Origin of the sequence: Enterobacter cloacae complex sp. GF14B (assembly GCF_004136805.1) — a bacterium.
Taxonomy (GTDB): Bacteria; Pseudomonadota; Gammaproteobacteria; order Enterobacterales; family Enterobacteriaceae; genus Enterobacter; species Enterobacter hormaechei_C.
This window is the reverse complement of record NZ_QFRV01000027.1, coordinates 1-25242: the sequence shown is the minus strand read 5'-3', so window position 1 is coordinate 25242 and position 25242 is coordinate 1. Positions and strand designations below refer to the sequence as shown.

At 55.4% G+C, this 25242-nt stretch carries 30 protein-coding genes; 16 read left to right on the top strand and 14 right to left on the bottom strand.

Going from position 1 to position 25242, the window contains the following annotated elements:
* Positions 1-78 precede the first annotated feature (78 nt).
* Positions 79-1005, bottom strand: coding sequence for a Kdo(2)-lipid IV(A) acyltransferase (locus tag DD606_RS11095; protein ID WP_003858019.1), 927 nt, complete (start codon positions 1003-1005; stop codon positions 79-81).
* A gap of 218 nt (positions 1006-1223) precedes the next feature.
* Here DD606_RS11095 and DD606_RS11090 point away from each other — a divergent pair, with 218 nt between their 5' ends.
* Positions 1224-2273, top strand: coding sequence for a rhodanese-related sulfurtransferase (locus DD606_RS11090; protein ID WP_003858018.1), 1050 nt, complete (start codon positions 1224-1226; stop codon positions 2271-2273).
* Between the two features lie 38 nt (positions 2274-2311).
* Here the strand turns inward: DD606_RS11090 and DD606_RS11085 are convergent, their stop codons facing one another.
* The 9 genes from DD606_RS11085 to mdtH all read right to left on the bottom strand — a co-directional run bounded on the left by DD606_RS11085 (position 2312) and on the right by mdtH (position 8970).
* Positions 2312-2890, bottom strand: a complete 579-nt coding sequence (locus tag DD606_RS11085; protein WP_023315801.1) for a YceI family protein — start codon at positions 2888-2890, stop codon at positions 2312-2314.
* A 1-nt stretch (position 2891) separates the two neighbouring features.
* Positions 2892-3458 (bottom strand): cytochrome b, encoded by a 567-nt coding sequence (locus DD606_RS11080; protein WP_003858015.1) that lies wholly within the window; start codon positions 3456-3458, stop codon positions 2892-2894.
* Between the two features lie 226 nt (positions 3459-3684).
* Positions 3685-3798 carry a YceO family protein gene (locus DD606_RS11075; protein ID WP_003858014.1) on the bottom strand — a complete coding sequence of 38 codons (114 nt, stop codon included), beginning with the start codon at positions 3796-3798 and terminating at the stop codon, positions 3685-3687.
* A 50-nt stretch (positions 3799-3848) separates the two neighbouring features.
* Entirely contained in the window at positions 3849-4967 is a 1119-nt protein-coding gene (gene solA / locus DD606_RS11070) for an N-methyl-L-tryptophan oxidase (RefSeq protein WP_032658013.1), read from the bottom strand.
* 112 nt (positions 4968-5079) lie between these two features.
* Positions 5080-5334: a biofilm formation regulator BssS gene (gene bssS, locus DD606_RS11065; RefSeq protein ID WP_003858012.1), complete on the bottom strand. Its 255-nt coding sequence runs from the start codon at positions 5332-5334 to the stop codon at positions 5080-5082.
* 273 nt (positions 5335-5607) lie between these two features.
* The gene (dinI, locus tag DD606_RS11060) at positions 5608-5853 is read right to left on the bottom strand and encodes a DNA damage-inducible protein I (RefSeq protein ID WP_003858011.1); all 246 of its coding nucleotides are present in this window, start codon (positions 5851-5853) and stop codon (positions 5608-5610) included.
* Positions 5854-5927: 74 nt separating this feature from the next.
* Positions 5928-6974, bottom strand: coding sequence for a dihydroorotase (gene pyrC, locus DD606_RS11055; RefSeq protein ID WP_023315804.1), 1047 nt, complete (start codon positions 6972-6974; stop codon positions 5928-5930).
* A 128-nt stretch (positions 6975-7102) separates the two neighbouring features.
* Positions 7103-7663 carry a lipoprotein gene (locus DD606_RS11050; protein ID WP_023305855.1) on the bottom strand — a complete coding sequence of 187 codons (561 nt, stop codon included), beginning with the start codon at positions 7661-7663 and terminating at the stop codon, positions 7103-7105.
* 98 nt (positions 7664-7761) lie between these two features.
* Positions 7762-8970 carry a multidrug efflux MFS transporter MdtH gene (gene mdtH, locus DD606_RS11045; protein ID WP_003858008.1) on the bottom strand — a complete coding sequence of 403 codons (1209 nt, stop codon included), beginning with the start codon at positions 8968-8970 and terminating at the stop codon, positions 7762-7764.
* A 236-nt stretch (positions 8971-9206) separates the two neighbouring features.
* Between mdtH and rimJ the strand changes: the two genes are divergently transcribed.
* The 4 genes from rimJ to murJ all read left to right on the top strand — a co-directional run bounded on the left by rimJ (position 9207) and on the right by murJ (position 13042).
* Positions 9207-9791 (top strand): ribosomal protein S5-alanine N-acetyltransferase, encoded by a 585-nt coding sequence (gene rimJ, locus DD606_RS11040; protein ID WP_003858007.1) that lies wholly within the window; start codon positions 9207-9209, stop codon positions 9789-9791.
* Positions 9792-9800: 9 nt separating this feature from the next.
* A complete protein-coding gene (locus tag DD606_RS11035) occupies positions 9801-10451 on the top strand; it encodes a YceH family protein (RefSeq protein ID WP_003858006.1) in 651 nt (216 codons plus the stop codon).
* 2 nt (positions 10452-10453) lie between these two features.
* Entirely contained in the window at positions 10454-11377 is a 924-nt protein-coding gene (locus DD606_RS11030; protein ID WP_023315806.1) for a Gfo/Idh/MocA family protein, read from the top strand.
* Positions 11378-11506: 129 nt separating this feature from the next.
* Positions 11507-13042 (top strand): murein biosynthesis integral membrane protein MurJ, encoded by a 1536-nt coding sequence (gene murJ, locus DD606_RS11025; RefSeq protein ID WP_023324447.1) that lies wholly within the window; start codon positions 11507-11509, stop codon positions 13040-13042.
* A gap of 59 nt (positions 13043-13101) precedes the next feature.
* On the opposite strand, the gene flgN is transcribed toward murJ, so the two are convergent.
* The 3 genes from flgN to flgA form a co-directional block, all read right to left on the bottom strand.
* Entirely contained in the window at positions 13102-13527 is a 426-nt protein-coding gene (gene flgN, locus DD606_RS11020; RefSeq protein WP_003858003.1) for a flagella biosynthesis chaperone FlgN, read from the bottom strand.
* Positions 13528-13531: 4 nt separating this feature from the next.
* Positions 13532-13825, bottom strand: coding sequence for a flagellar biosynthesis anti-sigma factor FlgM (gene flgM / locus DD606_RS11015; RefSeq protein ID WP_003858002.1), 294 nt, complete (start codon positions 13823-13825; stop codon positions 13532-13534).
* Positions 13826-13918: 93 nt separating this feature from the next.
* Positions 13919-14578, bottom strand: a complete 660-nt coding sequence (flgA, locus tag DD606_RS11010) for a flagellar basal body P-ring formation chaperone FlgA (RefSeq protein ID WP_003858001.1) — start codon at positions 14576-14578, stop codon at positions 13919-13921.
* Between the two features lie 157 nt (positions 14579-14735).
* On the opposite strand from flgA, the gene flgB reads away from it, so the two are divergent.
* The 11 genes from flgB to flgL all read left to right on the top strand — a co-directional run bounded on the left by flgB (position 14736) and on the right by flgL (position 24592).
* The gene (gene flgB / locus DD606_RS11005; RefSeq protein ID WP_003857999.1) at positions 14736-15152 is read left to right on the top strand and encodes a flagellar basal body rod protein FlgB; all 417 of its coding nucleotides are present in this window, start codon (positions 14736-14738) and stop codon (positions 15150-15152) included.
* Between the two features lie 3 nt (positions 15153-15155).
* Positions 15156-15560, top strand: coding sequence for a flagellar basal body rod protein FlgC (gene flgC / locus DD606_RS11000; RefSeq protein WP_003857997.1), 405 nt, complete (start codon positions 15156-15158; stop codon positions 15558-15560).
* Positions 15561-15571: 11 nt separating this feature from the next.
* Positions 15572-16282, top strand: a complete 711-nt coding sequence (gene flgD, locus DD606_RS10995; protein ID WP_003857994.1) for a flagellar hook assembly protein FlgD — start codon at positions 15572-15574, stop codon at positions 16280-16282.
* A 26-nt stretch (positions 16283-16308) separates the two neighbouring features.
* Complete coding sequence (flgE, locus tag DD606_RS10990; RefSeq protein ID WP_003857992.1) at positions 16309-17517, top strand: flagellar hook protein FlgE; 1209 nt, start codon at positions 16309-16311, stop codon at positions 17515-17517.
* Between the two features lie 20 nt (positions 17518-17537).
* The gene (locus tag DD606_RS10985) at positions 17538-18293 is read left to right on the top strand and encodes a flagellar basal body rod protein FlgF (RefSeq protein WP_058656911.1); all 756 of its coding nucleotides are present in this window, start codon (positions 17538-17540) and stop codon (positions 18291-18293) included.
* Between the two features lie 11 nt (positions 18294-18304).
* Positions 18305-19087, top strand: a complete 783-nt coding sequence (gene flgG / locus DD606_RS10980; RefSeq protein ID WP_000625853.1) for a flagellar basal-body rod protein FlgG — start codon at positions 18305-18307, stop codon at positions 19085-19087.
* Positions 19088-19144: 57 nt separating this feature from the next.
* On the top strand, positions 19145-19843 hold the full coding sequence (flgH, locus tag DD606_RS10975; RefSeq protein ID WP_003857987.1) for a flagellar basal body L-ring protein FlgH: 699 nt from the start codon (positions 19145-19147) through the stop codon (positions 19841-19843).
* A 12-nt stretch (positions 19844-19855) separates the two neighbouring features.
* Positions 19856-20953, top strand: coding sequence for a flagellar basal body P-ring protein FlgI (locus DD606_RS10970; RefSeq protein WP_003857984.1), 1098 nt, complete (start codon positions 19856-19858; stop codon positions 20951-20953).
* Positions 20954-21907 carry a flagellar assembly peptidoglycan hydrolase FlgJ gene (gene flgJ, locus DD606_RS10965; protein WP_003857982.1) on the top strand — a complete coding sequence of 318 codons (954 nt, stop codon included), beginning with the start codon at positions 20954-20956 and terminating at the stop codon, positions 21905-21907. It begins immediately after the preceding gene.
* Between the two features lie 75 nt (positions 21908-21982).
* Entirely contained in the window at positions 21983-23623 is a 1641-nt protein-coding gene (flgK, locus tag DD606_RS10960) for a flagellar hook-associated protein FlgK (protein ID WP_003857979.1), read from the top strand.
* 15 nt (positions 23624-23638) lie between these two features.
* On the top strand, positions 23639-24592 hold the full coding sequence (gene flgL / locus DD606_RS10955) for a flagellar hook-associated protein FlgL (protein WP_003857977.1): 954 nt from the start codon (positions 23639-23641) through the stop codon (positions 24590-24592).
* 77 nt (positions 24593-24669) lie between these two features.
* On the opposite strand, the gene DD606_RS10950 is transcribed toward flgL, so the two are convergent.
* A partial coding sequence (locus tag DD606_RS10950) for an MFS transporter (protein WP_129258631.1) occupies positions 24670-25242 on the bottom strand: 573 nt, incomplete at its 5' end.

Genomic DNA, 25242 nt, shown 5'->3' with positions numbered 1-25242 from the left:
CGCCCGGGGTATGATTGCCGCAATGACGGGGAGCTTTTAAAGCTAAAACAACATGCGGCCCGGATGGCCGCACGCAGGTTAATAACGTGAAGGTACGCCCTGAGGCCGGGTTTTAAAGCGGCGATGCAGCCACATGTACTGCTCCGGGGCGAGCATAATGCATTTCTCGACAACGCCGTTCATCCAGCGGGCGGTGGTTTCCGCATCAATCAGCGGTGGCGCGAGCTCCGGCTCCAGCATGATGAGCTGATAGCCTGAACCGTCTGGTTTACGGCGCGGTACAAACGGCACGATAGCCGCTTTGGACATTCGCGCCAGCATCCAGGTCCCGGTGGTCGTCGCTGCATCTTCCACCGCAAAGAACGGAACAAACACGCTGGATTGCGGGCCATAGTCATGATCCGGAGCGTACCAGACCACTTCACCTGATTTCAGGGCGCGGATCATCCCTTTCAGGTCTTTTCGGTCGATCATGCTTTTATTGGAGCGCATACGTCCGTTGGTCTGGATCAAATCGATCACCGGATTATCGTTAGGACGATAAACGCCAATACCGGGCGCCTGCATGCCGAACATGCGTGCGCCAATTTCGAGCGTCAGAAAATGAACGCCAATCAGTAGGACGCCAGTCTGGTTGGCCTGAAGAGTATGCACTGGCTCCATGCCGGTCCCGGCCACTTCCGTCCAGCGCGCCATGCGCTTATCCGACCAGAACCAGGCCATACCGGTCTCCATCAGCCCCATGCCGACAGATTCGAAGTTTTTAACCACCATGTCGTGGCGCTCAGATTCACTCATCTGAGGAAAGCAAAGCTCAAGGTTGCGATACGCGATCCTGGCGCGACGCTTCATAAACTGCTGAGCAATGCGACCCAGCCCTTTACCCATGCGGAAAATGACGGGATAAGGCAGCTGTACAATTAGCCACAACAAGCCAATGCCTGACCATGTTAACCAATAGCGGGGATGCAAAAGCGCGGCAGTAAATTTCGGTAACTGGGTCATGTCTGTCCTGTGTTCTAACGTCCTGAAAGGCTATTGTCTCATTTTTTAAGGCATAGCCAAAATGTCTGTCATCGAAACATGAAAGAATATGCAAATGTTAAGTCTGATTAATCAGATTGACTGAAATGTAGCGTAAATTGTGTGGATGTAAATTGTCTTTGTTTGCTATATCATGCCGACCGATTTTTATTTCTCAACGATTGCAGGACTTGTACACCATGCCAGTGTTACACAACCGCGTTTCGAATGAGATGTTGAAAGCGCGTATGTTGGCCGAAACCGAACCGCGCACAACGATCTCTTTCTATAAGTATTTCACCATCGACGATCCACAGGCGACCCGCGATGCGCTTTACCAGGCTTTCACCGCCCTGAACGTGTTTGGTCGCGTCTATCTGGCGCGTGAGGGGATTAACGCGCAGATCAGCGTGCCGGAAAGCAAGGTCAGCGCCTTCCGCGATCTCCTTTACGGGTTTGATCCGGCGCTTAACGGCTTACGCCTGAATATTGCGTTGGATGATGACGGTAAATCATTCTGGGTGCTGCGCATGAAGGTGCGCGAGCGTATTGTGGCGGATGGCATTGACGATCCGAGCTTCAATGCTGCTAATGTGGGGGAATACCTGAAGGCCGCTGAAGTGAACGCGATGCTCGACGATCCGGATGCGGTGTTCATCGATATGCGTAACCACTACGAATATGAAGTGGGGCACTTCGAAAATGCGATGGAAATTCCTGCCGACACCTTCCGCGAGCAACTGCCGAAAGCGGTTGAGATGATGCAGGAGCATAAAGACAAAAAGATTGTGATGTACTGTACCGGGGGGATCCGCTGTGAAAAAGCCAGCGCCTGGATGAAGCACAACGGGTTTAATAAAGTCTGGCACATTGAGGGTGGGATTATCGAGTATGCCCGCCGCGCCCGTGAGCAGGGTTTACCGGTGCGTTTTATCGGTAAGAACTTTGTGTTTGATGAGCGTATGGGCGAGCGAATTTCAGAGGACGTGATCGCGCACTGTCACCAGTGCGGAACACCGTGCGATACGCATACCAACTGCAAAAACGACGGGTGTCATCTGCTGTTTATTCAGTGCCCTGCATGCGCCGAGAAGTTTAATGGCTGCTGTAGCGAGCTGTGCAGCGAAGAGAGTATGTTGCCTGAAGAAGAGCAACGTCGTCGCCGTGCCGGACGCGAGAACGGGAATAAGATCTTTAATAAATCCCGGGGCCGACTGAATACCAAACTGGGTATTCCGGACCCGGAGTAAAACACTGCCCGGCGGCTCACAAGCCTGCCGGGCCTGTTTTATGACTTCTGCTGAACGCCTTCCACCGAAATAATCAGCTCTACATCCTGCGATGCCGGGCCTAAATCCGTGGTGATATTAAAATCTTTCAGATGAATTTTGCCTGCGGCTTCAAAGCCAGCACGTTTTCCGCCCCATGGATCGTCACCCTGTCCAATTAATTTGGCATCCAGTGTGACAGGTTTTGTTACGCCGTTCAGCGTGAGATTACCGGTAATAGCGAGTTTATCACTGTCTTTCTTCACCTCTGTCGACGCGAAAGTAGCTTGCGGGAATTTGCCCACGTTCAGGAATTCAGCGCTGCGCAGATGTTTATCACGCTCGGCGTGATTAGTGTCGACGCTGTTGGTATTAATGGTGACGTTCACTTTATCGGCAGCAGGGTTTTTCTCGTCGAAAGTAAATGTGCCATCGAAATCATTGAACGTGCCATATAACCAGCTGTAACCCAGATGCTGAATACGGAAATTGACGAAGGCATGCTGGCCCTCTTTATCAATTTTATAGTCGGCGGCCAGGGCCGAACCGGTAGTAAATAACAGCGAACCTAATGCGATACCCAACAGGCGTTTTTTCATTTTATGCTCCAGAGTCAACTGACGAACGGCCAAGCATGCGCTTCAGCGTATCGTCTTTATCAATAAAGTGGTGTTTCAGGGCCGCAAGGCCATGCAGGACAGACAGGATCACTACGCTCCATGCCAGCCACAAATGAACCACACCTGCGGTGTCAGCCTGTGAACCGGCGTCAGCCAGCGTGGCTGGGACATCAAAAAGCCCAAATACGCTGATCGGTTTGCCGTCTGCGGTCGAAATGAGATAGCCGCTGATCAAAATGGCGAACAGCAGGGCATAGAGTGCGATATGCGCGCCAACAGCGCTTATGCGGGTAAGTCGGCCATGGCTTTTGGGCGCAGGAGGGGGCGGAGAGATATGTCGCCAGATCACGCGAAAAACCAGACCCATCATCAGCAGAACCCCAATGCTTTTGTGCAATTCGGGGGCCTGATGATACCAACCGTCATAATAGCTTAATGTCACCATCCAGAGGCCGAGACCAAACATGGCATAGACGGCAATTGCAAATAGCCAGTGTAAACACATGGATATTATTCCGTAGCGACGGGAGGAGTTACGCCATTGCATATGAATTTCCGTTCTCAAATGACTGAGCAATAAAAATGGACGGGTTAAATAAATAATGCAACTGAAAAAAATGAATAATGTATTTTATTTAATTTATTTCAGCGAATTTGAATGTGTTTGCGCAATGTATTTCAATCGCTTCGTTCAATAAATTTGAGGCGACGTTTTTTAAAAAAAATAAGTTAAATAAATTTAAAGGAGTGTCAATAAACGTCAGCGAGAATGTTCAGAAGAATACAATATAGATAACGTCAATGATCGCCAGTAGCGACCAAAGAACAATGTAGAGCATGAAATGCTCGCGGATGTTATTGATAAGGTAATTCACCAGTCTGCGCATCATGCCCCTCTCGCTAAACAGGCCCCGGTTACTCGGAGCCTGAAGAGGTATTATCGATCAAAGCGCGAGAGCGCGAAGGGCTTGAGATCAAACGAAGGCGCTATCCCCTGAGCAAACTGGGCGGCGATTTCACCTAACACAGAGGCAAATTTAAACCCGTGACCGCTGAGCCCGGTTACGAGCAGGGTGTTGTCGTGCCCCGGCAGGGTGTCGATGATAAAGTCTTCATCCAGGGTGTTGTCGTAGGTGCACGCTGCGCCGTAAAGCAACCCGCCTACACCCGGCAGGATATTACGCAGGAACGTAAAGGCTTCGGAACCATCCTGCGGATAAGCGCCGTACGGTTTGCGTTCTTCCGCAGAGGAAATTACCTGCCCGCCGTTATGTTTGCCAATCTTGAGCGCGTCTTTTTCCGAGGGGAAACCGTAGAACTGGTCGCCATTGGGTAACTCGCCTGTAAACGCCGGGAATTTGTTCTGGCTGCTGTAACGCCCGTCAGACTGGAACCAGGAGAAGACTTTTCGCACCGGCTGGATGGGCAGGTCCGGCAGCAGTTTCGTCACCCACGTTCCCGCACTCACCAGCAGACGCGTGGCGGTATATTCACCTTCAGAGGTGGTGACGGTTGAACCCTCTGCATGGTGGGTGATGCCCGTGACCGGACAGTTGAACAACTGCGCGCAGCCCGCTTTGGCGGCGAGATCAATCCAGGTCTTAATGGCCGTTTCGCTGTGCAGTACGCCAGAGTTGGCTTCAAACAACCCAATGTAGTCTTCAGGGACAGAAATTTCCGGCCAGCGCGCCATGATGCCGTTCGCATCCAGACGCTCGACGTCCAGGCGGTAGGCTTTCGCGCTCTCCTCGACGGTCGCCAGAAACGTGGAGCTGGCTGGCCCCAGGTTAACGACCCCGGTGCGCTCAAAAATGCGTTCTTCGGTGAGGGCGGCCAGCTCATCCCACAGCGTCTGAGCCCGAAGCACCAGCGGTACATAGCGCTCACCTTCGCCATAAGCGTGACGTATCAGACGGGTATCGCCGTGATGGCTTCCTTCAGAGTGGGGGGGACGATGGGCGTCAATCATCAGCACATTCAGACCCGCCTGCGTGGCGTAATAACCGGCGGCAGATCCTACGGAGCCGCTTCCGATAATGATCAAATCGTATTTCATAGGCTTCTCTTTACTAACGCTTTGTTAGCAGAGTAATTAACTATGTAGGCTTATACAAGAACGAAATAAATAAGGCACCGCGAGGGTGCCTGTTGAGTGAAGAGGCATAAGATTAATGCCGTTTATACTCATTTTCCTGGTAGTCGCCAGATTCTATTTTTGCGATGCCTGCTTCCAAAATAGAGATAAACTGACGGGCGACGTCTGTTGTAAGCCACAGCGTCTGTCCAACTTCCGCTTCATCACGGTTTAGCTGATTTGGGGTCTGGTAGTGCAAACGCAGCATCAGCGCATCGTAGCTGTCTACGGTGCTGATATCCCAGCCAACAAGCGGATGGGTCTGGATCACTTCACTATTCTTTTCCATTATAACCCCCTTAATGCGTGTTAGAAGACAACGACTTTGAGGTTCAATGCATGTTTTTCTGAAAGCAATTTCAGTATATCAATTAATAAGGGTTCAGCAGGAAAAAATAAACGGGTAGCAACACATTTTTCTGCTTTTTAGGATTGTTCGAACAATAAAACGCCATCTTGTTCACGATTTTCTAAGAAGATGCTGAAATATTTTGAACTTTCAGGAGACGAAACGAAAAAAAGCCGGGGCGACCCGGCAAAAAACACAATGAGGGAGCAAATTTTAATCAGTGATGAACCAGTCGTCGGCGCTTTCCCATGTTTCCTGCAAAATTTCGCTGATGCGTTCTTTGTCTTCTTTCGCGCCGCCGATGACTGAAAGATGGTTTGCTGTCGCATAACGTACCGTTACGGCGCCATCGTTTTCAGGAAAAGTGCTGTTAATACGTCGGGATAGTTCACCCGCCAGAGCGTCGAGTGCGCCAGCAGGCAGGACGGTGGATTTGGCAATGGTGACTTCAATACGCATAAATGCCCCCTGTGTAATATACTGTTTATTTATACAGTTATATTATCGGTTTGACAACAGGGGGCGACAGTTTTTTAGCGTTTTACCGTCCAGTTTACGGTTTCACCGGCCAGGAAGGGGATCAGCGTATCGTCGGTGAGCGCAATCGACGCTTCAACCTGGCTTTCTTTGCGCTCCAGCTCAATGAACGTGTCATTGATCGGCAGACCGTAGAAACGCGGGCCGTTAAGGGAGCAGAAGGCTTCGAAATGGTCTAACGCATTCATCTCTTCAAACACGGTTGCGTAACTTGCCAGGGCGGTCGGGGCGTTAAAGCAGCCTGCACAGCCGCAACTCGCCTCTTTACGGTGACGGGCATGCGGGGCGGAATCCGTGCCGAGGAACGCGCGCGGGAAGCCGCTGGCGACCAGCTCACGTAGCGCCTGCTGGTGGATGTTGCGCTTGAGGATCGGCAGACAATACAGATGTGGGCGAACGCCGCCCACCAGCATGTGGTTACGGTTAAACATCAGGTGCTGCGGGGTGATGGTGGCGGCAATCAGCTCGTTTCCATCCCGGACATACTCTGCGGCATCTTTAGTCGTAATGTGTTCAAACACCACTTTCAGCCCCGGAAGACGCTGGCGCAGCGGCTCCATGACCGTTTCGATAAAACGTGCTTCGCGATCGAAAATATCAATGTCAGCGTGGGTCACTTCCCCGTGCACCAGCAGCGGCATGCCCAGTTTTTGCATACGCTCCAGAACGGGCATGATGGCGTCGATACTGGTCACCCCATGGCTGGAGTTGGTGGTGGCATTCGCCGGGTAGAGCTTCGCGGCGGTGAACACACCTTCGTTAAACCCGCGCTCAACCTCATTGGGATCCAGCGAGTCCGTCAGGTAGCAGGTCATCAACGGGGTAAAATCGTGCCCGGCCGGAACGGCGTCAAGGATACGCTGGCGATAGGCAATCGCGGCCTCGACGGTAGTGACTGGCGGAACCAGGTTAGGCATAACAATCGCACGGCCATAAATTTCGCTGGTATACGGCACGACGGTTTTCAGCATGTCGCCATCACGAAGATGGATATGCCAGTCGTCTGGGCGGCGGATTTTGAGAACCTGGGATTGTACAGTCATGGAAGCTCCGGCTTGAAAGAGATCAGTCATAAGATGGCTGTTTTTGCCGGACACAAATCATAAGCGGAAACGTTTTCGTTTGCACACTATTCCGTTAAAAAAAACGGGCGCCTGAGCGCCCGGAGTATTTAGTCGGTGAAAGGGATGATGATTTCACCCGGTTTCACCTCTATCCCTTTGGCATATTTTTTCGCCAGAGATTCACCTTTGCTTTTGTCTTCGCTCAGAACATAGGCAGGTTGTTGGTTAAAGTAGTTCTGCAACGACTGGTTGAGATACGGCATCAGCGTTTGCAGCACCGGTTTCATTTTATCCGGCGTTACAACCGCATCGACGATTTCCATCTCTTGCAGGAAAATTGCCCCTTTCTCTTTATTAAAGACCGGCAGCGCCTTGAGCTTCAGCTTGATATCCGCTTTCTGATTGCCGAAGAGCGAGGTCATATCGAGGCTGGCATCGCCGGAAAGGGTGACTTTGTTAGGCTCCTCGCGACCAATCTGGCTGGCGAGATTCGTCAGGACGATATGCGCATCCGCAAGGCCGGGCACGCCGATATCTTTTGAAAAGTTATTATGTTTTTCCAGCGCCTGATTAATTTCCTGCTCACTGACGGTGTACTGCGTAAGCTGGTTACATCCCACCAGCAGACCACTGACAATTAACGCAGCGGCAATAACGATCTTTTTCATGGCGTTCCTCAACATAAAATCGGCGCATCTGTCCTGATACGCCAGTATGTCAGGGTGATCCTACAGAAACCAGCAGAAAAAACTGATAATGCAAGAGGTCAGGCGCCAGGCTCCAGCATCCCGCGGGTGCTGCGTTTATCACTGAACTGCCACCAGAGGGCAATCAGCGTCATAAAGCCGACCATGCCGAGCATGACCCACGGCAGCTCCGGCTGATGGAGCGCTTTTCCGGCATCAAACAGCCAGCCGCCACCGGTGTAACCCAGCGCGCCGCCAAGCGCCAGCCCGAGACGGCTGAAGCCCATGTAGCTGCCCCGGGCCCGGGCGTCGGCAAGTGACGCGCTCAGCGTTTCACGGGCTGGCTCGGCAATGATTGAGCCAATATAGAAGGTGCAGATCAGCATAAACAGCTGCTGAAGCGAACTTACCAGACCGATGGGCATCATGCTCAGCGTCATCAGCAACAGCCCGGCCATCAGACGGTGCTCAAGCCGGAAACGGCGCTCGCTCCAGCGGGCAATTGGATAGAGCAGAGTCAGTGAGAGGCAGGCCTCAATGGCATACATCCATTTCACCGCTGCCGGCGTGCCGGCAATATCGTTAACCATAATGGGCAGCATCAGCATGACCTGCACGGCGAGCATGTAGTAGCCGGTCAGGGTTAACACATAGGTGACGAAGCGTTTATCGCTTAGCACACGGTCAAGCCCTTCCCGCACAGGCGCTTTCACCGTCGACAGCTTCCATGCGGGCAGAAACAGACCGTTAAACAGCGCGCAGAGAATAAACAACACCGCGCCGGTGGCGCAAACCAGGCGGAAATCGTATTGCAGCAGCCAGCTTCCCAGCAGGGCGCCCACCACCGCGCCTGCGCTGTCCTGCATCATCAAAATCGAGAAGAAGCGCCCCCGATGTTGCGGACGGATAAGCTTAACCACCAGCGCGGTACGCGGTGGGTCGAAAAGGGTGCCGCCAATCCCGGAAAGGAAACAGGAGAACCACAGCAGCCAGGGTTCATGAGCGATTGCCATGGTGGCGAATCCCGCCGCACGTAACAGCATGCCGGTGACGATCATCGGTTTTGCACCGAAGCGGTCAGCTATTGCGCCGCCAAACACGCCCAGACCCTGTTGTACAAACTGGCGTAGACCCAGCGCGATCCCGACCATCAATGCCGCCCAGCCCATTTGATCGACAAAACGAATTGATATAAGCGGAAAAACGACAAAAAAGCCGAGCACGACCAGCATGTTATCGACGAGCAGGAAATATTTACCCAGGCTCCTGGCCTGTGATACGCGGGACATTTTCCCTCCAGGGAAAATAAAAGGTGAGCACGCTAACATTTTGCGGTGTCGCCGCGCTTTTTCCCATACCCGCTGGCGACAATATTTTTTTATCAAAAAGGTGCTTTGATAGAGAGTTCTCATCGAAAAATGTGAAAAGCGATCAAAATGGTATGTCACTGTTTTCACAGAAGGCGCAGGCACAGGTATAGTAAAGCTAACAGGCAGAGCAGAAGCGACGGGAAGGAGTGGTAACGATGTTTGGCTATCGCAGTAATGTGCCAAAAGTGCGTCTGACGACGGACAGGCTGGTCGTTCGTCTGGTGCATGAGCGTGATGCCTGGCGTCTGGCGGATTATTACGCCGAGAATCGCCAGTTTTTAAAACCCTGGGAACCCGTTCGGGACGAGAGCCACTGCTACCCCTCTGGCTGGCAGGCGCGCCTCAGTATGATTGCGGAATTTCATAAACAGGGAAGTGCGTTTTATTTCGCGCTTCTCGATCCGGAAGAGAAAGAGATCGTTGGCATTGCCAATTTTTCAAACGTGGTACGCGGGTCGTTTCACGCCTGCTATCTCGGGTATTCCATCGGCCAGAAATGGCAGGGACAGGGGCTCATGTTTGAGGCGCTGACGGCGGCGATTCGCTACATGCAGCGCACGCAACATATCCATCGCATTATGGCTAACTACATGCCGCACAATAAGCGCAGCGGCGATCTGCTGGCCCGCCTGGGGTTTGAGAAAGAAGGCTATGCCAAAGATTATCTGCTGATTGACGGCGAGTGGCGGGACCATGTGCTCACCGCGCTCACCACGCAGGAGTGGACCGCGGGTCGTTAAGGAGAAAAGATGAAATATCAGTTAAATGGCGCCGAAGCGCGCGTGATCGGCTGCCTTCTGGAAAAGCAGGTCACCACGCCGGAACAGTATCCTCTGTCCGTGAATGCCGTCACGATGGCCTGCAACCAGAAGACGAACCGTGAGCCGGTGATGAACCTTGGCGAGCACGAGGTGCAGGATATCCTTGATGAGCTGGTGAAGCGCCACTACCTGCGCACCGTCAGCGGCTTCGGTAACCGCGTCACTAAATATGAACAGCGCTTTTGTAATTCTGAATTTGGCGATTTAAAACTCAGCGCTGCGGAAGTGGCCGTTATCACCACGTTGCTGCTGCGCGGGGCGCAGACGCCGGGGGAACTGCGCACACGCGCTTCCCGCATGCATGAGTTTCAGGATATGCAGGACGTTGAACAGACGCTGGAGGGATTAGCCTCACGCGAGGACGGTCCCTACGTGGTGCGTCTGCCCCGCGAACCGGGCAAGCGTGAAAGCCGCTACATGCACCTGTTTAGCGGCGACGTGGAGCCCTCTGCGCTGGCCGTCGTATCCGACACGCCAGCATCAAACGAAAGCCTGACCGCGCGCGTGGCAGCCCTGGAAGACGAGGTTGCCGGGCTGAAGCAGCGTCTGGATGCGTTACTCGCACATCTGGGAGATTAATCGTGACAACATTACGCATTGGTGTTGTGGGGCTGGGAGGGATTGCGCAAAAAGCCTGGCTGCCCGTTTTAGGCGCCGCGTCAGACTGGACGCTGCAAGGGGCGTGGTCGCCCACCCGCGAGAAAGCAGAGCGCATCTGCAAAACCTGGCGCATCCCTTATGCCGGTTCGCTACAGGATTTAGCCCGTGAATGTGATGCGGTATTTGTGCATACCTCAACCGCGACGCACTACCAGGTGGTGAGCGAGTTGCTGAATGCAGGCGTTCACGTCTGCGTGGATAAACCCCTGGCGGAAAATGTACAGGATGCTGAGCGACTGATTGAGCTGGCCGCGCGTAAAAAGCTGACGCTGATGGTCGGCTTCAACCGCCGTTTTGCGCCGCTCTATCAGCAGCTTAAAGCGCAGTCCGGCTCGTTCGCCTCTCTGCGTATGGATAAGCACCGTACCGACAGCGTGGGGCCGAACGATCTGCGCTTCACGCTGCTGGATGATTATCTCCACGTCGTGGATACGGCCCTGTGGCTGAGTAACGGAAAAGCCCAGCTGCAAAGCGGCACGCTGTTGACCAGCGAGCAGGGTGAGATGGTTTACGCCGAACATCATTTTGCCGTTGAGCATTTGCAGGTGACGACCAGCATGCATCGTCGGGCGGGCAGCCAGCGCGAGTCCGTGCAGGCCGTTACGGATGGCGCGCTGTATGACGTCACCGATATGCGAGAGTGGCGGGAAGAGAAGGGCAATGGCGTGGTTGCGTTACCCGTTCCCGGCTGGCAGAGCACCCTGGAACAGCGTGGCTTTGTGGGCTGCGCGCGTCACTTCATCACCTGCGTGCAGAATCAGACGGTTCCTGAAACGTCCGGGGAGCAGGCCATTCTGGCGCAGCGCATCGTGGAACGACTCTGGCGCGAAGCCATGTCGGAATAACTCGCTGTAACATCTGCCGATAGTAATTCGTTGAAATCCGGTTAGACTAAGCGCCGCTTGTTGGCTTTGCCGGGTGGCGCTTTCGCTTATCCGTCCTGGAAATCCGTAGGGTTTTGGAACTTCACGTTAATGAACTTATTAAAATCGCTGGCGGCCGTCAGCTCGATGACCATGTTTTCCCGCGTGCTTGGCTTTGCGCGCGATGCCATTGTGGCAAGGGTTTTTGGCGCAGGGATGGCGACTGACGCCTTTTTCGTTGCGTTCAAGCTGCCGAACCTGCTGCGCCGTATTTTTGCTGAAGGGGCTTTCTCACAGGCATTTGTCCCGATCCTTGCGGAATATAAAAGCAAGCAGGGCGAAGATGCCACCCGCGTCTTTGTGGCTTACGTTTCCGGTTTACTGACGCTGGCGCTGGCGATCGTGACCGTCCTGGGCATGCTGGCAGCGCCCTGGGTAATCATGGTAACGGCACCGGGCTTTGCCGACACGGCGGATAAATTCGCCCTGACGACGCAACTGCTGCGGATAACCTTCCCCTATATTCTGCTGATTTCGCTGGCGTCGCTGGTGGGTGCCATCCTGAATACCTGGAACCGCTTCTCCGTGCCGGCCTTTGCCCCCACGTTCCTTAATGTCAGCATGATTGGCTTTGCGCTGTTCGCCGCGCCGCATTTTAACCCACCGGTGCTGGCGCTGGCCTGGGCCGTGACCGTCGGCGGGGTGTTACAGCTTGCTTACCAGCTTCCGCACCTGAAAAAGATCGGCATGCTGGTTCTGCCGCGCATTAGTTTCAAAGATGCGGGCGCAATGCGCGTTATTAAACAGATGGGACCGGCGATACTCGGCGTGTCCGTCAGCCAGATCTCGCTGATCATCAATACCATCTTCGCCTCTTTCCTGGTGTCGGGCTCGGTGTCCTGGATGTACTACGCCGATCGTCTGATGGAGTTTCCATCAGGGGTGCTGGGCGTGGCGCTGGGGACTATTCTGCTGCCGTCGCTGTCGAAAAGTTTCGCCAGCGGCAACCACGATGAATACTGCCGCCTGATGGACTGGGGACTGCGTCTCTGTTTTCTGCTGGCATTGCCAAGCGCGGTGGCGCTGGGGATCCTGGCAAAACCGCTGACGGTGTCGTTGTTCCAGTATGGAAAATTCACCGCCTTTGATGCCGCCATGACCCAGCGTGCACTGGTAGCCTACTCGGTGGGGCTGATGGGGCTGATCGTCGTGAAGGTGCTTGCGCCCGGTTTCTATTCACGTCAGGACATCAAAACGCCGGTTAAGATTGCCATTGTGACGCTGATTATGACGCAGCTGATGAACCTCGCGTTTATTGGACCGCTGAAACACGCGGGGCTGTCATTGTCGATTGGTCTGGCGGCCTGTCTGAACGCCGGGCTGCTGTACTGGCAGCTGCGCAAGCAGGATATCTTCACACCGCAGCCGGGCTGGGCAAGCTTCCTGCTGCGTCTGGCGATCGCGGTAGTGGTGATGGCGGCCGCGCTGGTTGGCATGTTGTATGTCATGCCTGAATGGGCGCAGGGCACCATGCCTTACCGCCTGATGCGTCTGATGGCCGTGGTGGCGGTCGGGGTGGTGGCGTACTTTGCCACGCTGGCGGTGCTTGGCTTCAAGGTGAAAGAATTCGCCCGCCGCACGGTATAAACGTCAAAAGGGGAGTTCACCAGAAGGTGCTCCCCGCTTCATGACGTGCCGCTACTGCGTCAAATCGAAATCTTTTTCCCGCCCGTGATACGTGCCGTGGCCGTCTGACCATCCGCACCGTACAGCCCCGGCTCTTTATAGGGCTTTAACACCTCAAGCGCCTGCTGATTACGGATAATCTGACCTTCCAGCAGCCAGCCGTTATGCTGGTTGAGATCGCGAAGATGCTGGGTTTTTTCTGTAATGGTCTGCCAGCGTTCGTTGATCTCATCATTGGCGCTGCGTTTCGCGTCTTGCTCAGCGCGTCGCTGTTTTTCCAGATAATCCAGGGTCGCCAGCAGCGAGCTTTTATCTTCAGTTATGCGTTGCAACGCGCTGCCGTTGATTTGACCAGAAGAGAGGTGGTGCTGTTCGGCATCCATCACCGTTTTCAGGTCGTTCAGGACCACCGTCATCTGATCCAGTATTTCTGACAGTCGACTCATACGGTTAGTTACTCTGGAGGAAACTCTGTGCGTCCTGAATCAGCGCATCAGCGATTTTGCTGGTATCCATTTTCAGTTCGCCGTTACGGATAGCCGTTTTCAGCGCTTCAACACGTTCCATGTTGATATCGCTGCTGCCTGGCTGCATCAGCTTCGACTGCGCATCGCTCAGCGTGACGCTGGTGCTGTTAGCCGTCGACGTTTTTTCCAGACGCGTTTTTTGCGGGGCAGCCTCATTCGTTTCGCGAGGTTGTACAGTGCTAACCGGCTTCAGGGCTGATGTACGATCAATGCTCATAGTGTTGTCCTCATCGAGGGTTCGCGGCGTTTGCGCCTGACATCATCATTTGTTGAATATTTATCGGCAGTCGCCGCGAAATCTTTAAAAAGATTACAGGTTAATCAGAATATTCCCATCAGGACCGACCGTGCCGCTGACCACCTGGCCTGAGGACATTCTGACCCGGGCATTTTGCGCCACTGCGGCATTATTCAGCGCTTTTCCTTCGCTGTTGATACTAAAGCCTTCGCCATTGGCGACCACCATCACCTGTTGTCCCGCTTTCACCCGCCATGCCTGGCGCAGCATGGATAGCTGTATCGCCTGTCCAGGGGCGACATCGCGCAGGCTGACCGCCTCCTGAGCCTGGTTAATGTCCAGCATCGTCCGCGGTGGAAGCTGATCCAGACGGCCTCGCTTCAGCGTTACGCTGTCAGGTTGCAGCAGGCTGCCTCGCGGAATCGGAACGGCGGCGACAACATAATTGCCCGTCGCCTGTACCGCAACCTGTAAATACCGTTTTTCATTGGCGCAACGCGCCAGCACGTTCACGTTACCCCATAACTTTGTGCTGCCGGTCACGCTAAATGACGGGGCTTCGCAGGAAGGGTAAAGGTTAGGCGGGGTGCGCACGGTCACGCGTACGTCATCGCTGAAACCGGCCAGCTTCTGCGCAAAGAATGCATTGAGCTGGTCCTCTAACCCCTCAGCCTGCACCAGAGGGCTCAAAAGCAGTAGGGTCGCCGCCAGGCCACGTTTAAAAGTCCGCATCGCACGTTCCACCATGTCCAGAATTAAGCAAATTCTACCCGCAGTGGTTTTCCATCAACGCAACAAATAGCGACGCATTTTGCGCTTATTCCGTCGATAAGGGAGACGCCTTGAGATTTAAGCTGTGAACTGAAATTTTCTCATCAGCGGAGGAGACATGCTCGATAAACTCGACGCCGCGTTACGTTTTCAGCAGGAAGCGCTCAATTTACGCGCCCAGCGGCAGGAGATTTTAGCCGCCAATATCGCCAACGCGGATACCCCCGGGTATCAGGCGCGCGATATTGATTTTTCCAGTGAACTCAAAAAAGTGATGGAGCGTGGACGTGCCGAAGGAACGGGTGTCTCACTGGCCCTGACATCCTCACGTCATATTCCCGCTCAGGCGATGACCGCGCCAACGACCGACCTGCTTTACCGTATTCCCGATCAGCCCTCGCTTGATGGTAACACCGTCGACATGGACAGGGAGCGCACACAGTTTGCCGATAACAGCCTGCAATACCAGACAGGCCTGACGCTACTCGGCGGGCAAATTAAAGGCATGATGACCGTCCTACAGGGGGGCAATTAGTAAATGGCCTTGCTGAATATTTTTGATATCGCCGGTTCGGCATTAACGGCGCAGTCTAAACGACTGAACGTGGCCGCCAGTAACCTGGCCAACGCCGACAGCGTGACCGGCCCTGACGGGCAACCGTATCGCGCTAAACAGGTTGTCTTCCAGGTTGATGCTGCACCGGGTGCGGCAACGGGCGGCGTAAAAGTGGCGGACGTGGTTGAGAGCCAGGCACCCGACAAGCTGGTTTACGAGCCAGGCAACCCGCTCGCGGATGCCAGCGGCTACGTGAAAATGCCGAACGTGGATGTGGTCGGGGAAATGGTGAACTCCATGTCCGCGTCGCGCAGCTACCAGGCAAACGTCGAAGTGCTTAATACCGTGAAGAGCATGATGCTCAAAACACTCACTCTCGGCCAGTAAAGGAGACACGCATGTCCATCGCCGTAAACGTGAATGACCCGACAAATACCGGCGTCAATAGCACCAGCAGTGCGACCGGTTCCAGCTCTCTCACCGGGAGCAATGCCTCCGATTTACAGAGCAGCTTCCTGACCCTGCTGGTGGCGCAGCTGAAAAATCAGGACCCGACCAATCCGATGCAGAACAACGAACTGACCACGCAGCTTGCGCAGATCAGTACCGTCAGCGGCATTGAGAAACTGAACACCACGCTCGGCTCGGTCTCCGGTCAAATCGATAATAGCCAGTCCTTGCAGGCCGCCAACCTGATCGGGCACGGGGTGATGATCCCGGGGACCACGATTCTGGCGGGCACCAGCACCACCGATGGCACGTCCACCACCACCACGACGCCGTTTGGCGTTGAGTTGCAGCAGCCGGCCGACAAAGTCACCGCCACCATCAAAGACGCCAGCGGCAACGTGGTGCGCACGATTGAGATTGGCGAGCTTAAAGCGGGCGTTCATACCTTTACCTGGGATGGCAGCCTGACCGACGGCACTAAAGCGCCTAACGGCTCGTATCAGGTTGCGATTAGCGCCAGCAACGGCACCACTCAGCTGGTGGCTCAGCCGCTACAGTTTGCCCTGGTTCAGGGCGTCATCAAAGGTAGCGATGGTAACAAACTGGATTTGGGTACCTCCGGTACCACCACACTCGACGAAGTTCGGCAGATTATCTAAGCCTTCATACTTATCAGGAGTAAGTCATGGCCTTTTCTCAAGCGGTCAGCGGCCTGAATGCTGCGGCCACCAACCTGGACGTCATTGGCAACAACATCGCCAACTCCGCGACCTATGGTTTTAAATCCGGTTCTGCGTCTTTTGCAGATATGTTTGCAGGCTCTAAAGTGGGCCTGGGCGTGAAGGTGGCGGGTATCACCCAGGACTTCACCGACGGGACGACCACCAACACCGGTCGCGGTCTGGACGTCGCCATCAGCCAGAACGGTTTCTTCCGTATGGTGGATGCCAACGGTTCCGTATTCTACAGCCGCAACGGCCAGTTCAAGCTGGATGAAAACCGTAACCTGGTGAACATGCAGGGGCTTCAGTTAACCGGTTATCCGGTTGCCGGCACGCCGCCTACGGTGCAAACCGGTGCGAATCCGCAGGCGATCTCCATCCCAACGACGCTGATGGCGGCGAAGTCCACCACCACGGCCTCTCAGCAGATCAACCTGAACTCCACCGATACCGCACCAACCGTCGCCTTCGACCCGGCCAACCCTGACTCTTACAACAAGAAAGGCACCGTGACGGTGTTTGACAGCCAGGGTAATGCGCACAACATGAACCTGTTCTATGTCAAAAACGCGACGCCAGCTAACTCCTGGAAGGTGTATTCCCAGGACGGCAGCGTAGCGGGAGATGCAGCGAAACTGGCAACCACGCTGACCTTTAACGCGAGCGGCGTGCTGACGGGTGGCGATGATATCAAGATCACAACGGGCACCGTTCCGGGCGCGACGCCAGCCACGTTTGACATGAGTTTCGCCAACTCCATGCAACAGAATACCGGTGCGAACAACATCGTGGCGACCAGCCAGAACGGTTATAAGCCGGGCGATCTGGTGAGCTACCAGATCAACGATGACGGTACCGTTGTCGGTAACTATTCGAACGAACAGACCCAGGTGCTGGGCCAGATCGTGCTGGCAAACTTCGCCAACAACGAAGGCCTGAAATCCGAAGGGGACAACGTCTGGTCTGCCACGCAGTCTTCCGGTGTTGCCCTGCTGGGTACTGCGGGTTCCGGTAACTTCGGCACGCTGACCAACGGCGCGCTGGAAGCCTCTAACGTCGATCTGAGCAAAGAGTTGGTGAACATGATCGTCGCGCAACGTAACTACCAGTCCAACGCGCAGACCATCAAAACCCAGGATCAGATCCTTAACACGCTGGTTAACCTGCGTTAAGCAGCTGACGGGAAAGCGCAATGGATCACGCAATATATACAGCGATGGGCGCAGCAAGCCAGACGCTCAACCAGCAGGCTGTTACCGCCAGCAACCTGGCGAACGCCTCCACGCCAGGTTTTCGTGCGCAGCTCAACGCGCTGCGTGCGGTGCCGGTAGAAGGGCTGTCATTGCCCACGCGTACGCTGGTCACCGCTTCCACGCCGGGCGCCGACATGACGCCAGGCCAGATGGATTACACCGCGCGTCCGCTGGACGTTGCCCTTCAGCAGGACGGCTGGCTGGCGGTGCAAACGGCTGACGGCGGGGAAGGGTATACCCGCAACGGTAATATCCAGGTGAGCTCCACCGGGCAGCTGACGATTCAGGGGCATCCGGTGATGGGCGAAGCCGGTCCGTTGACGGTGCCGGAAGGGTCAGAGCTGACCATTGCGGCAGACGGGACGATTTCGGCGTTAAACCCGGGCGACCCGGCTAACACCGTTGCGCCTGTCGGTCGTCTGAAGCTGGTGAAAGCGGAAGGCAACGAAGTGCAGCGTGGCGATGACGGGATGTTCCGTCTGACCCAGGCGGCGCAGGCTACGCGTGGCGCCACGTTACAGGCCGACCCGACCATCCGCGTGATGTCCGGCGTGCTGGAAGGCAGTAACGTCAAACCGGTAGAAGCCATGACCGACATGATCGCCAGCGCCCGCCGCTTCGAAATGCAGATGAAAATTATCAGCAGCGTCGATGAAAACGCAGGCAAGGCTAACCAACTTCTGGCTATGAGTTAACAGGACTCCCTATGATCAGTTCTTTATGGATCGCGAAAACCGGTCTGGACGCACAGCAAACCAATATGGATGTGATTGCCAACAACCTGGCAAACGTCAGCACCAATGGTTTCAAGCGCCAGCGTGCGGTTTTCGAAGATTTGCTTTATCAAACGATTCGTCAGCCAGGGGCGCAGTCTTCTGAGCAAACCACGCTGCCGTCCGGTCTGCAAATTGGTACCGGCGTGCGCCCGGTTGCCACCGAGCGTCTGCACAGCCAGGGCAACCTGTCCCAGACCAACAACAGTAAAGACGTTGCCATCAAAGGTCAGGGTTTCTTCCAGGTGCAGCTGCCTGACGGGACCTCCGCCTATACCCGCGATGGTTCGTTCCAGGTGGATCAGAATGGTCAGCTGGTGACAGCGGGCGGCTTCCAGGTTCAGCCTGCGATCACCATCCCGGCGAACGCGCTGAGTATCACCATTGGTCGTGACGGTATCGTCAGCGTCACTCAGCAAGGTCAGGCCGCGCCGGTCCAGGTTGGACAGCTCAATCTGACGACCTTCATGAACGATACCGGACTGGAAAGCATCGGTGAGAACCTCTACACCGAAACGCAGTCTTCCGGCACGCCAAATGAAAGTACCCCGGGCCTGAACGGGGCGGGGCTGCTGTATCAGGGGTATGTGGAAACCTCGAACGTTAACGTGGCGGAAGAGCTGGTGAATATGATCCAGGTCCAGCGCGCCTATGAAATTAACAGTAAAGCAGTGTCGACGACCGACCAGATGCTGCAAAAACTGACGCAACTCTAAGGTGTAGCCCGGTGCGGTAAACGTCGCACCGGCTCCCTGTTTTCGAAGATGAAGGCAATGCAAAAAAACGCGGCGTTTCGTTATCCGATCCTGACTGTTCTGGCCGTCACCCTCAGCGGGTGTGCCTGGATCCCGTCTAAACCATTGGTACAGGGTGCGACTACCGCCCAACCCGTTCCCGGCCCCGCGCCGGTGGTGAACGGTTCTATTTTCCAGACCGCGCAGCCGATTAACTACGGTTATCAGCCGCTGTTTGAAGACCGTCGTCCGCGTAACGTCGGCGATACGCTGACCATTGTGTTGCAGGAAAACGTCAGCGCGAGCAAGAGCTCGTCGGCGAACGCCAGCCGCGACGGCAAAACCAATTTTGGCTTCGACACCGTACCGCGCTATCTGCAAGGGCTGTTCGGCAACGCCCGTGCGGATGTGGAAGCCTCCGGCGGCAACACCTTTAACGGTAAAGGTGGCGCGAACGCCAGCAATACCTTCAGCGGAACGCTGACGGTAACGGTTGACCAGGTTCTGGTGAACGGCAACCTGCACGTGGTGGGCGAAAAACAGATCGCCATTAACCAGGGTACGGAATTCATTCGTTTCTCCGGTGTGGTTAACCCTCGCACTATCAGCGGCACCAACACCGTACCGTCCACCCAGGTGGCGGATGCGCGCATTGAGTACGTCGGCAACGGCTACATCAACGAAGCGCAAAATATGGGCTGGCTGCAACGCTTCTTCCTTAACCTATCGCCGATGTAAGCGAGGTGACCTATGTATAAATTTCTCTTCGCCGTGGCGCTGTCGTTGGTCGCTACCGTTGCGCAGGCCGATCGCATACGCGATCTCACCAGCGTGCAGGGCGTGCGCGAAAACTCCCTGATTGGCTATGGCCTGGTGGTGGGGCTGGATGGGACGGGTGACCAGACGACCCAGACGCCGTTCACCACCCAGAGCCTGAACAACATGCTCTCGCAGCTCGGTATTACCGTACCGGCCGGGACCAACATGCAGCTGAAAAACGTGGCGGCCGTGATGGTGACCGCGTCTTATCCGGCCTTTGCGCGTCAGGGGCAGACCATCGACGTGGTTGTCTCGTCGATGGGTAATGCCAAAAGCCTGCGTGGCGGTACGTTGCTGATGACGCCGCTGAAAGGCGTCGACAGCCAGGTGTATGCTCTGGCGCAGGGCAACATTCTGGTTGGCGGAGCAGGTGCGTCGGCGGGCGGCAGCAGCGTGCAGGTGAACCAGCTGAACGGGGGACGTATTACCAACGGCGCGATCATCGAACGTGAGCTGCCGACCCAGTTCGGCACCGGCAACACCATTAACCTGCAACTGAATAACGAAGACTTTACGATGGCGCAGCAGATTGCTGACACCATCAACCGCAGCCGGGGCTACGGCAGCGCCACCGCGCTGGATGCCCGCACCGTGCAGATCCGCACGTCAACCGGCAGCAGCAACCAGGTGCGAATGCTGGCAGATATCCAGAATATGGAAGTGAACGTGCCGGTTCAGGATGCGAAAGTCATTATCAACTCCCGTACCGGCTCGGTGGTGATGAACCGCGAAGTGACGCTGGACAGCTGCGCCGTGGCGCAGGGCAATCTCTCCGTCACGGTTAACCGCTCGGCCAACGTCAGCCAGCCGGATACCCCGTTTGGTGGCGGTCAGACGGTAGTGACCCCGCAAACGCAGATTGATTTACGACAGAGCGGCGGTTCGTTGCAGAGCGTGCGCTCCAGCGCCAACCTGAACAGCGTGGTGCGTGCCTTGAATGCGCTGGGTGCAACGCCAATGGATCTGATGTCCATTCTGCAATCCATGCAAAGTGCAGGCTGCCTGCGCGCTAAACTGGAAATCATCTAAATGCTGACCGATAGCAAACTGTTGACCAGTGCCGCCTGGGATGCCCAGTCGCTCAACGAGCTGAAAACCAAAGCGGGCAAGGATCCGGCGGCGAATATCCGCCCGGTTGCCCGTCAGGTGGAAGGCATGTTCGTGCAGATGATGTTGAAAAGCATGCGTGAAACTCTGCCGAAAGACGGCATGTTCAGCAGTGATTCCACGCGGCTTTACACCAGCATGTACGATCAGCAGATTGCCCAGCAATTGACCGCCGGAAAGGGACTCGGCCTGGCGGACATGATCGTGAAGCAGACCGCAGCCGCTCAGGGACTCCCGCCTGAAGAGGCTCCGCCGCAGGTGCCGCTGAAGTTTGATCTGGAAAAGGTGACCAGTTATCAAAATCAGGCGCTAACGCAGATGGTGCGTAAGGCGATGCCGAAGCCGGCAGAAACGCGTGACGAGCCGCTCTCCGGCGACAGCAAAGACTTCCTGGCGCAGCTCTCCCTGCCGGCGCGTCTTGCCAGTGAAGAGAGCGGCGTGCCGCACCATCTGATTCTGGCGCAGGCGGCGCTGGAGTCGGGCTGGGGGCAACGTCAGATCCGCAGGGAGAACGGCGAGCCGAGCTTCAACATCTTTGGCGTGAAGGCCACCTCCAGCTGGAAAGGGCCGACCACGGAAATCACCACCACCGAATATGAGAACGGTGCGGCAGTGAAGGTGAAAGCCAAATTCCGCGTCTACAGCTCGTATCTGGAAGCGTTGTCGGATTATGTCGGGCTGTTGAGCCGGAATCCGCGCTACACCGCGGTGACCCAGGCCGCCACGCCAGAGCAGGGCGCTCAGGCATTGCAGAATGCCGGCTACGCGACCGATCCAAACTATGCACGCAAGCTGACCAGCATGATCCAGCAGCTGAAATCCATGTCTGAGAAGGTCAGTAAAGCGTATAGCACAGATCTCGAAAATCTGTTCTGAAAGTTCTCAAGTCCCGGAGGAGGTTGCCGATAACCTTCATCAGGACTCGTGTCTGAACGTATAAAAGGAACCCCCATGTCCAGTTTGATTAACAGCGCCATGAGTGGCCTCAGTGCTGCGCAGTCGGCACTCAATACCGTCAGTAATAATATTTCAAGCTACAACGTGGCAGGTTATACCCGCCAGACCACCATTTTGGGGGCATCAAACAGCACCCTGACCGGTGGTGGCTGGGTGGGTAACGGGGTCTATGTCTCCGGCGTTCAGCGTGAATATGATGCGTTTATCACCAACCAGCTGCGTGCGGCGCAGAACCAGAGCAGTGGGCTGACCACGCGCTACCAGCAGATGTCAAAAATTGACGACGTGCTGTCGGATACCACGAACTCGCTTTCTGCCAACCTCCAGGATTTCTTTAAAAGCCTGCAAACGCTGGTGAGTAACGCAGAAGATCCGGCTGCACGCCAGACGGTGCTCGGTAAGGCGGATGGTCTGGTAAACCAGTTTAAAACCAACGATCAATATCTCCGCGATCAGGATGCGCAGGTCAATACGGCGATTTCTACCAGCGTCGATCAGATCAATAACTATGCGAAGCAGATTGCTAACCTTAACGATCAGATCTCCCGGCTGACTGGCGTAGGGGCGGGCGCATCCCCGAACGAACTGCTCGATCAGCGCGATCAGCTGGTGAGTGAACTGAACAAGATTGTCGGTGTGGACGTTACCGTACAGGACAGCGGCACGTATAACATCTCTATCGCCAACGGTTACACCCTGGTACAGGGCAGCAACGCAAGTCAGCTGGCGGCGGTGAAATCCAGTGCGGACCCAGCGCGTACGACGATTGCGTATGTGGATGCCGCAGCAGGCAACGTGGAGATCTCAGAAAAACAGATCACCACGGGGTCGCTTGGAGGGCTGTTAACGTTCCGTTCTCAGGATCTGGATCAGGCGCGAAATACCCTCAACCAGATGGCGCTGGCGTTTGCGGATGCCATGAATACCCAGCACCAGGCGGGCTTTGACGCCAACGGAGATAAAGGCGGCAAGCTGTTTGATTTTGGCTCCCCGGCAGTGCTGAGTAACGGCAAAAACACCGGAAGCGCGTCCGTTACGGCAACGATGACGGACAGTACCAAGGTCCAGGCGACAAACTACAAAGTTGAGTACAACGGTACTGACTGGACAATCACGCGTCTGTCGGACAACACCAGCTTCACGGCCAAGCCTGACGCCAGCGGTAATCTGTCGTTTGATGGTCTTAACGTTAAGATTAGCGGCTCAGCCAATAATAAAGACAGTTTCATCGTCAAACCGGTGAATGACGTCATTGTGAATATGGACGTTGCGATCAGCGACGAATCCAAACTGGCGATGGCCTCCGCGCAAGGAAGCGGCGAAAGCGACAATACCAATGGCCAGAAGCTGCTGGATTTACAGAGCGCTAAGCTGGTGGGGGGGAACAAAACCTTTAACGATGCTTATGCCGCGCTGGTCAGTACGGTGGGCAGCACCACGGCGTCGCTGAAAACCAGCAGCGAAACCAAAGTTAACGTGGTGACGCAGCTGACCAAACAACAGCAGTCAATCTCCGGGGTTAACCTGGATGAAGAGTATGGCAACCTGCAACGCTATCAGCAGTACTATCTGGCGAATGCGCAGGTGCTGCAAACGGCGAGCACGCTGTTTGATGCATTGATCAATATCCGCTAAGGCTGAGGCATAAAAATGCGTATTAGTACTCAAATGATGTATGAGCAAAGCATGCGCGGCGTGACGAACTCCCAAAGTCTCTGGCTCAGCTACGGCGAGCAGATGTCTACGGGGAAGCGTATCAACCGTCCATCTGACGATCCGATTGCCGCCTCGCAGGCCGTTGTGCTCTCTCAGGCTCAAACGCAAAACAGTCAGTATGCGCTGGCGCGCTCCTTCGCTACGACGAAAGTCTCGCTGGAAGAGAACGTGTTATCGCAAGTGACAACCGCTATCCAGGCTGCTCAGGAAAAGATTGTCAATGCGGGCAACGGTACGTTAAGTGACGATGACCGCGCTTCGCTGGCCACGAACCTGCAAGGTATTCGCGATCAGCTCATGAACCTGGCTAACAGCACGGACGGTAACGGCCGCTATATTTTTTCCGGTTACAAGACCGAAGCGGCGGCTTTCGACCAGACTACGGGTGATTATAAGGGCGGCGGAACGCCAATCAGCCAGCAGGTTGACTCCGCGCGCACGATGCAAATCAGCCATACGGGCACTGAAGTTTTCGATAGCTTCACCAGCAATGCGAAGCCAGAGCCAGATGGTAGTAAGCCGGAAACGAATTTGTTCAAGATCCTCGACTCCGCAATTGAAGCGCTGAATACGCCGATTGGGGAGGATGAAACGAAAGCCGAGGCGTTTACGGCGGCTATTGATAAAGCCAACCGTGGCCTGAGCAACTCCCTCAACAACGTGCTGACCGTGCGCGCCGACCTCGGCATCAAGCTGGATGAGCTGGGCAAGCTGGACGCTCTGGGTGAAGACCGCGCGCTGGGTCAGACCCAGCAGATGAGTAACCTGGTTGACGTGGACTGGAACTCGGTGATTTCGTCCTACACCATGCAGCAGGCGGCGTTGCAGGCCTCGTATAAAGCCTTTAGCGATATGCAGGGTATGTCTTTGTTCCAGATGAACAGATAAGACTCTGACCTGTTTAACATGTCTTGAAACTGGGCATGTTTTGACTGCCCAACCCGTCCGGGTTGGGCATTTTTTTTTTACACACTTTCTGCCTGTGCGGACAGCACCCGGGCGCTTTCAATCACTCTGATAGCCAGCGCAATGGCACCACACAGGGTTGCCAGAGCCACCACGCCAGACCAGCCTGCCAGCGTGTAGATATTGCTGCCTAATGCCGAACCCAGCGCCATTCCGATGAAAATGACGGTAAACAGCAGAGCGTTCAGGCGTCCACGGGCCTGCGGCTCAAGGCTGTAGACCAGATTCTGGTGGGCCACGAGGCTGGACTGCAAGCCGAGATCGAAACCGACCGCGGAGAGGGCAATCAGGATCAACTGACCGTGTATACCCAGTGCCGGCATCAGGAACATCAGGGCAAACGAGAGGGTCACCAGCGCGGCACCCAGTTGGGTGACTTTACCGGCGCCCAGCTTATCTGCCAGACCACCTGCCAGCGGTGCGGCCAGCGCGCCAGCGGCTCCGGCAATACCAAATCCACCCGCCACAGCGCTGCCAAGGTGATACCGTTCCAGCAGCATGACCGCCAGCGTTGACCAGAATGCGCTAAAGGCAATCGACAGAAAACCCTGGGCCAGCGCGGCCCGACGCAG

Excerpts from the sequence above, each read along its gene's own strand:
- DD606_RS11095 (WP_003858019.1), bottom strand. The coding sequence starts at position 1,005 with ATGACCCAGTTACCGAAATTTACTGCCGCGCTTTTGCATCCCCGCTAT.
- DD606_RS11090 (WP_003858018.1), top strand. The coding sequence starts at position 1,224 with ATGCCAGTGTTACACAACCGCGTTTCGAATGAGATGTTGAAAGCGCGT.
- DD606_RS11085 (WP_023315801.1), bottom strand. The coding sequence starts at position 2,890 with ATGAAAAAACGCCTGTTGGGTATCGCATTAGGTTCGCTGTTATTTACT.
- DD606_RS11080 (WP_003858015.1), bottom strand. The coding sequence starts at position 3,458 with ATGCAATGGCGTAACTCCTCCCGTCGCTACGGAATAATATCCATGTGT.
- DD606_RS11075 (WP_003858014.1), bottom strand. The coding sequence starts at position 3,798 with ATGCGCAGACTGGTGAATTACCTTATCAATAACATCCGCGAGCATTTC.
- solA (WP_032658013.1), bottom strand. The coding sequence starts at position 4,967 with ATGAAATACGATTTGATCATTATCGGAAGCGGCTCCGTAGGATCTGCC.
- bssS (WP_003858012.1), bottom strand. The coding sequence starts at position 5,334 with ATGGAAAAGAATAGTGAAGTGATCCAGACCCATCCGCTTGTTGGCTGG.
- dinI (WP_003858011.1), bottom strand. The coding sequence starts at position 5,853 with ATGCGTATTGAAGTCACCATTGCCAAATCCACCGTCCTGCCTGCTGGC.
- pyrC (WP_023315804.1), bottom strand. The coding sequence starts at position 6,974 with ATGACTGTACAATCCCAGGTTCTCAAAATCCGCCGCCCAGACGACTGG.
- DD606_RS11050 (WP_023305855.1), bottom strand. The coding sequence starts at position 7,663 with ATGAAAAAGATCGTTATTGCCGCTGCGTTAATTGTCAGTGGTCTGCTG.
- mdtH (WP_003858008.1), bottom strand. The coding sequence starts at position 8,970 with ATGTCCCGCGTATCACAGGCCAGGAGCCTGGGTAAATATTTCCTGCTC.
- rimJ (WP_003858007.1), top strand. The coding sequence starts at position 9,207 with ATGTTTGGCTATCGCAGTAATGTGCCAAAAGTGCGTCTGACGACGGAC.
- DD606_RS11035 (WP_003858006.1), top strand. The coding sequence starts at position 9,801 with ATGAAATATCAGTTAAATGGCGCCGAAGCGCGCGTGATCGGCTGCCTT.
- murJ (WP_023324447.1), top strand. The coding sequence starts at position 11,507 with ATGAACTTATTAAAATCGCTGGCGGCCGTCAGCTCGATGACCATGTTT.
- flgN (WP_003858003.1), bottom strand. The coding sequence starts at position 13,527 with ATGAGTCGACTGTCAGAAATACTGGATCAGATGACGGTGGTCCTGAAC.
- flgM (WP_003858002.1), bottom strand. The coding sequence starts at position 13,825 with ATGAGCATTGATCGTACATCAGCCCTGAAGCCGGTTAGCACTGTACAA.
- flgA (WP_003858001.1), bottom strand. The coding sequence starts at position 14,578 with ATGCGGACTTTTAAACGTGGCCTGGCGGCGACCCTACTGCTTTTGAGC.
- flgB (WP_003857999.1), top strand. The coding sequence starts at position 14,736 with ATGCTCGATAAACTCGACGCCGCGTTACGTTTTCAGCAGGAAGCGCTC.
- flgC (WP_003857997.1), top strand. The coding sequence starts at position 15,156 with ATGGCCTTGCTGAATATTTTTGATATCGCCGGTTCGGCATTAACGGCG.
- flgD (WP_003857994.1), top strand. The coding sequence starts at position 15,572 with ATGTCCATCGCCGTAAACGTGAATGACCCGACAAATACCGGCGTCAAT.
- flgE (WP_003857992.1), top strand. The coding sequence starts at position 16,309 with ATGGCCTTTTCTCAAGCGGTCAGCGGCCTGAATGCTGCGGCCACCAAC.
- DD606_RS10985 (WP_058656911.1), top strand. The coding sequence starts at position 17,538 with ATGGATCACGCAATATATACAGCGATGGGCGCAGCAAGCCAGACGCTC.
- flgG (WP_000625853.1), top strand. The coding sequence starts at position 18,305 with ATGATCAGTTCTTTATGGATCGCGAAAACCGGTCTGGACGCACAGCAA.
- flgH (WP_003857987.1), top strand. The coding sequence starts at position 19,145 with ATGCAAAAAAACGCGGCGTTTCGTTATCCGATCCTGACTGTTCTGGCC.
- DD606_RS10970 (WP_003857984.1), top strand. The coding sequence starts at position 19,856 with ATGTATAAATTTCTCTTCGCCGTGGCGCTGTCGTTGGTCGCTACCGTT.
- flgJ (WP_003857982.1), top strand. The coding sequence starts at position 20,954 with ATGCTGACCGATAGCAAACTGTTGACCAGTGCCGCCTGGGATGCCCAG.
- flgK (WP_003857979.1), top strand. The coding sequence starts at position 21,983 with ATGTCCAGTTTGATTAACAGCGCCATGAGTGGCCTCAGTGCTGCGCAG.
- flgL (WP_003857977.1), top strand. The coding sequence starts at position 23,639 with ATGCGTATTAGTACTCAAATGATGTATGAGCAAAGCATGCGCGGCGTG.